Source organism: Streptomyces sp. NRRL B-24572, assembly GCF_002156145.1.
In the GTDB taxonomy this organism is placed as follows: Bacteria; Actinomycetota; Actinomycetes; order Streptomycetales; family Streptomycetaceae; genus Streptomyces; species Streptomyces vietnamensis.
The window spans coordinates 1-4,501 of the sequence record NZ_MWIG01000020.1; the positions used below are offsets into that span (position 1 = coordinate 1).

Consider the following 4,501-nt stretch of genomic DNA (forward strand, 5'->3'; position numbering starts at 1 on the left):
CCCGGTCACCGACCCGGCCGAGCTGCGCCGGAAGCTCTGAAGCGGCCCCGGAACGGGGACGGCCCCGCGACCCCTCCGAGGAGGGGCGGCGGGGCCGCGCCGTGGCCGGACGGGGTCGCTCAGTGGTTGCCGGCGCCGTTGCCCGACAGGACCGGGATGTCGTCCAGGATGTGCGACAGCGGCTCGTCGCCCTTGGCCTGGGTGGAGTTCTCGGTGCACTGCTGGTTCTGCGGGGAGGACAGGACGTTGATGTCCTGGACCGAGATCGGGACGACGCCGAGGATCGAACCGGCGTTGACCTTGGCCGGCAGGCCGATGCAGGGCTTGTTCAGGGAGCCCTGGACGAGCGCGAGCTGCGGGCTCATGTCGCCGTAGGTCTCGGAGTTGCCGAACTCCTGGTGGGCACCGTTGCCGGAGAGCGACGTGGTGCCGCCGTCGTCGGCGATCGCGAGCGCCTGACCGGCACCCGCCGCCGTCGCGCCGAGGACGGACGCGGCCACAGCAGCCGTCGCCAAGAGCTTCTTCATTGTTCAGGCCTTTCGGATACGGGCCCGCTGAGTGCCGAGCCGTGCTGATCAACTGGTCAGAGGGTCGGAGGTTCCGGGAAGTCCACCGGACGGACTACGGGCAGATGAGCGAGGACCCCTTCGCGGGGCGGTACGTGCCCACCGGGATCTCGCTCGGCGCGACGGCCCCGGCGTCCGGCAGCGGCTGGTCCTCGGCCAGGCGTCCGAAGACCTCCGCGGCGCCTTCCCCGTCCCAGGCGAGCGTGGACCCGACGCCCTCGATGTCGGGGTTGAAGCCCCGGATGGGCACGGTCGCGAACTCCATGTGCTCCGGGGGCAGGTCCCGCAGGCGGGTGGCGAGCGTCAGCAGCTCGGCCGTGGAGATCCCCCGCTCGGCCGCCGCCGTCCCGCGCAGGCTCGCCGCGAAGGCCCTCAGCTGCTCGGGGTCGTCGAGGATGCCGTCGTGGAGCCGGCGCAGGGTGTTCACGACGAACTTCTGCTGCTTCTGGATGCGGCCGAAGTCCATCTGCCCGTCGGCCTTCCGGGACCGCACGTACTGGAGGGCCTCGCCGCCCGCGACCCACTTGGTCCCGGGCTGGAGGTCGAGGCCGGTGGACGGGTCCTTGAGCGGCTGCGCCGTACAGATCGGGACCCCGCCGTCGACGCGGTCCACGGTGTCCATGAAGCGCCGGAAGTCGATCTCCAGATAGCGGTGGACGGGCAGCCCGGTCATCGACTCGACGGTCTCCACCGCGAACGAGGGGCCGCCCTCCGCCCAGGCGCTGTTGATCTTCGCCGGGTGGGCGGGGTGCACCTGCCCGGTGCGGCGGTCGCGGTGCCCCTCGGGGAAGGAGGCGAGGGAGTCGCGCGGCATGCTCACGACGTCGACCCGGTCGTTCGCCGCCGAGACGTGCACGAGCATCATCACGTCCGTGCAGCCGCACTCGTACTCACCCAGGTGGAAACGGTTCTTCTCGTCCGGGGTGAGCCCCTTGCGGGTGTCGAGGCCGACGACCAGGAGGTTCAGCCCCTTCTCGGGGGCCGGGAGACCGGTGGGGGCGACGGCGAGGGCGCCGGGAGCGAGGGCGGCGAGGGCGGCGAAGGCCGCCGCGGCGAGCAGTGGACGCCGGGCGGTCCGTAGACGCGGGAATTTCATGTCCGCACCGTAATTTCGACCCGCTCGCACACAGGTACGCGACGCGACGTGAACAGGACGAATCACTCTCCTGCGGCTCCTGTGTAATGATGCGGGAATCGCAGCGGAAGGAGCGAAAATGGCGCCGGATCCCGGAAAATGGGAACGGATGGCCTTCATTCCGAAGAGCCGATATGTGAGCGACCCGCCCCCGGCGGACAGCAATCCGGTCCCCCTCTATTCCGCACTGGTCACCCAGTGGGTGCAGGCGGGACGGGCGGTGCCGGGGATGCCCGACCGGGAGTGGGAGCGCCTGATGGCGACGCCGGTCTGGCCCACCTGGTAGCAGCCCGGGACGGACGAAAGGGGCCGCCCCGGAGGGCGGCCCCTGACGTGTGAACGTCGTCGTGCTCAGGCGGAACGTCAGTGGTTGCCGACGCCGTTGCCCGACAGGACCGGGATGTCGTCCAGGATGTGCGACAGAGCCTCGTCACCCTTGGCCTGGGTGGAGTTCTCGGTGCACTGCTGGTTCTGCGGGGACGACAGGACGTTGATGTCCTGGACGGCGATCGGGACGACGCCGAGGATCGAACCGGCGTTGACCTTGGCCGGCAGGCCGATGCAGGGCTTGTTCAGGGAGCCCTGGACGAGCGCCATCTGCGGGCTCATGTTGCCGTAGGTCTTGGAGTTGCCGAACTCCTGGTGGGCGTTGTTGCCCGAGAGCGACGTGGTGCCGCCGTCGTTGGCGATGGCGAGGGCGGGGGAGGCCACGGCGGCGGTGGCGCCGACGATGGAGACGGCTGCGGCCGCGGTGGCCATAACCTTCTTGATCACGGGAGTTCCCTTCTAGAACCGGCTCCGTGCAGGGAGCGACCTGATCAACAGGCCTTCGGACGCGGGGGTTCCGCTGGGTCACCCTCTTGGCGGAGCGCGCGTGGCAGCGCGAAGCGAGGACACAGTCGAACGAGTGAAGTGCCGGAACCAAAGCCCGCCGGCGGAGTTGATCCGGTCGCATCAATCAGGTCGATTGGTGGGAACAGGAACGGAATCACCGTGATCAAGAAGATTATGGCGGCTGCGGCTGTGACGGCCTCCGTTGTCGGCGCCTCCGCCGCGGCGGCTTCCCCGGCGCTCGCCATCGCCGACGACGGCGGCACCACCTCGCTGTCGGGCAACAACTCGCACCAGGAGTTCGGCAACTCCAAGACCCACGGCGACATGAGCCCGCAGCTCTCGGCCGTCCAGGGCTCGCTGAACAAGCTCTGCCTCGGCGCCCCGGTCAAGGGCAACGTCGGCTCGGTCGTCGGCATCCTCGTTCCGGTCGCCGTCCAGGACGTCAACGTCCTGTCGTCCCCGCAGAACCAGCAGTGCGCCGACAACTCCACCCAGGCCAAGGGTGACGAGCCGCTGTCGCACCTCGTCGAGGACATTCCGGTCCTCTCCGGGAACGGCATCAACAACGGCTGATCCGTTTCGCGCACGACGGGGCCGGCAGGGGCGGGCGCGTTCCTTCCGGCCCCGTTCCGTGCGGGCAATGGGGTGAAAGAGAAGGTGTCGGTGTTATTCCGGTTTCCTTTGTGCGGGATGTTCGTTGTGTTGTGTGCAGCGGAAATGCATTCCGCCTAGGAAAGGATCCAGCCGAGATGAACTGTAAGAAGGTCGCGGCCGTCGTCGCCGGAATCGTCATGGCCATGGGCGTGGCGTCCCCCGCCTTCGCGGACGCGGAAGCGGAGGGCTGGGCCATCGGTTCGCCGGGCGTCCTCTCCGGGAACGTCGTGCAGGTGCCGATCCACATTCCGATCAACGCCTGTGGCAACAGCGTGAACGTCATCGGCCTGCTGAACCCGGCCGTCGGCAACACCTGCATCAACGCCTGAAGTCCCGGCGCCCGCAGGCGCGGAGGGCCGGTCCCGGAGAGCATCCGCTTCCCGGGGCCGGCCCTCCGTCATGCTGTGACCGGCGCCTTCCTCCCGGTGCGCGGCAGGCCCACCGCGGCGCCCGCCCGCAGCCGTTGCCGGACCCCCTTCACCAGGCGCCCCGCCGTGTACTCGGCGCCGAGGACGAACCGCATCGACGGCCCGTACGAAGGGGCCGTGAGCAGACCCGCGAGGAACAGGCCCGGCCAGGAGGACTCGAAGAGGCCGCCGACCTCCGGGGCGCCGCCGGCGCCGACCCGGCGCAGCGCCCCGCGCAGCACGGGGGAGAGGACCCCGGCCCTGTCCAGACTCGGGGTGAAGCCGGTGGCCGCGATCACGTGGTCGGTCTCCAGGACCGTCGTCCCGTCGGGCCCGGCCACATCCAGCCGGAGCCGCTCGTCCCCGGTCACCCTCGCCGTGGTGATCCGCGCCCCGAGCCGTACGTCGCCGACCGCCGTGAACCGCTCGCGGAGCCACCAGGCGCCGGCCGGGCCGAGCGCCGAGTCGAAGATCCGCTCGCGGGTGGCGGCCGGTAACCGCCGGAAGATCCCCGGGGTGTCCGCGTACAGCTTGTTCCGCCAGCCGCAGCCGAGGCCCGTGTGCGGGGCGCGCAGCGAGGGCCAGAGCCCGCGGTCGAGGGCGGGGGGCAGGGTGTTCCAGCGGAGCCGGCCGGCCCGGGCCACGATCCGTACGGTTCCGGCGCCCCGCTCGGTGAGGAGCGCGGCGGTCTCCAGGGCCGCCTGGCCGGCCCCGACGACGGTGACGTCCCGGCCGGCGAAGCCGTCGAGCTCGCCGTGGTGGCCGGAGTGGGTGACGTACCGCCGGGGCAGGCCGCGCAGGGGCCCGGGGATCTCCAGGAAGGGCAGGACGCCGACGGCGAGCGCCACCGTCCGGGTGCGCAGGGTCTCGCCGTCCTCCGTGCGCACTTCGAAGCCCCCGGGGGC

The 4,501-nt window shown here is 70.9% G+C and carries 7 protein-coding genes; 3 read left to right on the forward strand and 4 right to left on the reverse strand.

Annotated features, from left to right (window positions below; genetic code table 11):
• Positions 1–119: 119 nt before the first annotated feature.
• Together CCN56_RS01180 and CCN56_RS01185 are read right to left on the reverse strand one after the other, a co-directional pair.
• A complete protein-coding gene (locus CCN56_RS01180; protein WP_086822321.1) occupies positions 120–527 on the reverse strand; it encodes a rodlin in 408 nt (135 codons plus the stop codon).
• Positions 528–621: 94 nt separating this feature from the next.
• A complete protein-coding gene (locus tag CCN56_RS01185) occupies positions 622–1,662 on the reverse strand; it encodes an LCP family protein (protein WP_086822323.1) in 1,041 nt (346 codons plus the stop codon).
• A 175-nt stretch (positions 1,663–1,837) separates the two neighbouring features.
• Here CCN56_RS01185 and CCN56_RS42855 point away from each other — a divergent pair, with 175 nt between their 5' ends.
• Positions 1,838–1,987, forward strand: a complete 150-nt coding sequence (locus CCN56_RS42855; protein WP_179199626.1) for a hypothetical protein — start codon at positions 1,838–1,840, stop codon at positions 1,985–1,987.
• A gap of 77 nt (positions 1,988–2,064) precedes the next feature.
• Here the strand turns inward: CCN56_RS42855 and CCN56_RS01190 are convergent, their stop codons facing one another.
• On the reverse strand, positions 2,065–2,475 hold the full coding sequence (locus CCN56_RS01190; protein WP_086822326.1) for a rodlin: 411 nt from the start codon (positions 2,473–2,475) through the stop codon (positions 2,065–2,067).
• Between the two features lie 222 nt (positions 2,476–2,697).
• On the opposite strand from CCN56_RS01190, the gene CCN56_RS01195 reads away from it, so the two are divergent.
• A complete protein-coding gene (locus CCN56_RS01195; protein ID WP_306300577.1) occupies positions 2,698–3,108 on the forward strand; it encodes a rodlin in 411 nt (136 codons plus the stop codon).
• A gap of 176 nt (positions 3,109–3,284) precedes the next feature.
• The gene (locus CCN56_RS01200; protein ID WP_086822332.1) at positions 3,285–3,518 is read left to right on the forward strand and encodes a chaplin; all 234 of its coding nucleotides are present in this window, start codon (positions 3,285–3,287) and stop codon (positions 3,516–3,518) included.
• Positions 3,519–3,586: 68 nt separating this feature from the next.
• On the opposite strand, the gene CCN56_RS01205 is transcribed toward CCN56_RS01200, so the two are convergent.
• On the reverse strand, positions 3,587–4,501 hold a 915-nt coding region (locus CCN56_RS01205), incomplete at its 5' end, for a SidA/IucD/PvdA family monooxygenase (protein WP_086822333.1).

Coding starts and splice junctions, on each gene's coding strand:
- CCN56_RS01180 (WP_086822321.1), bottom strand. CDS start 527: ATGAAGAAGCTCTTGGCGACGGCTGCTGTGGCCGCGTCCGTCCTCGGC.
- CCN56_RS01200 (WP_086822332.1), top strand. CDS start 3,285: ATGAACTGTAAGAAGGTCGCGGCCGTCGTCGCCGGAATCGTCATGGCC.
- CCN56_RS01185 (WP_086822323.1), bottom strand. CDS start 1,662: ATGAAATTCCCGCGTCTACGGACCGCCCGGCGTCCACTGCTCGCCGCG.